This window comes from Hydrogenophaga aquatica (genome assembly GCF_054780915.1).
In genome coordinates this window covers 1-1,042 of sequence record NZ_BAAGVK010000030.1, presented here as the reverse complement: position 1 = coordinate 1,042, position 1,042 = coordinate 1, and the positions used below count along the sequence as shown (strand labels likewise).

General features: G+C 62.5%; 1 protein-coding gene. It reads right to left on the bottom strand.

Features of this window, described 5'->3' with window-relative positions; genetic code table 11:
* Positions 1-66: 66 nt before the first annotated feature.
* The coding region (locus ACYVHH_RS18300; RefSeq protein WP_460566894.1) for an IS5 family transposase at positions 67-1,042 on the bottom strand (976 nt) is incomplete at its 5' end.

Genomic DNA, 1,042 nt, shown 5'->3' with positions numbered 1-1,042 from the left:
TCATCTGCGGCGATTTCGGGTCGATTTGCGCCCCGTTTGTGGCCTTCTGGCCCATTTCGGGCGCACTCATCCCTGCGCCCCCATGTTCAACAGCTGTTTGCGCACCATCCACAGGTTGGACAGGGCGAACAGCGTCACCAGGTTGGCCGTGTTCTTGGCCAGCCCACGGTACTTCACCTTCACAAAACCGAACTGCCGCTTGATGACCCGAAACGGGTGCTCCACCTTGGCCCGGATGCGCGCCTTGGTCTGCTCCAGCTTCTCCAGGACGGCACCCATGGGCGTGCTCTTGTCCATGGCCTTGCGCTTGCCCGGCATCATCGCGATATGCCAGTTCACGTCGGGGTGTTGGGCCTGAATTTCTTCGCGCTTCTCCACGCCCCGGTAACCCGAGTCGGCAAAGACATCGGCTTCTTCACCGTGGAGCAAAGCATGGGCCTGTGTGACGTCGTGGGCGTTGGCCGCCGTGGTCGCTACGCTGTGAACCAACCCCGAATCGGCATCGACGCCGGCGTGCGCCTTCATACCGAAGTGCCACTGGTTGCCCTTCTTGGTCTGGTGCATCTCGGGGTCACGCTCCCCATCCTGGTTCTTGGTGGAACTGGGCGCGGCAATCAGGGTGGCATCCACTACCGTGCCCTGCTTGAGCAGCAAGCCCTTGGCTGTCAGCGTGGCGTTGACGGTGGCCAATATTTGCACGCTCAGATGGTGAGCCTCCAGCAGGTGGCGAAAGCGCAGGATGGTGCTCTCGTCGGGCAGGTGGTCTTCGCCCATGTCGAGCCCCGCAAACTCCCGAAACATCGGGGTGTCGTACAGCGCCTCTTCCATGGCCGGGTCCGACAGGTTGAACCACTGTTGAAGGAAGTGGATGCGCAGCATGGTTTCAACGGGGAACGGTGGGCGTCCGCCCTTGGCGCTACGCCCCGGTGCGTGCGCAGTCACCAGCGCCACCAGTTCAGACCAAGGCACCACCAGGTTCATCTCGTCGAGGAACTCGCGCTTGCGCGTGCGTTTGGTCTTGCGCTCGAATCCGGCTGCGCCA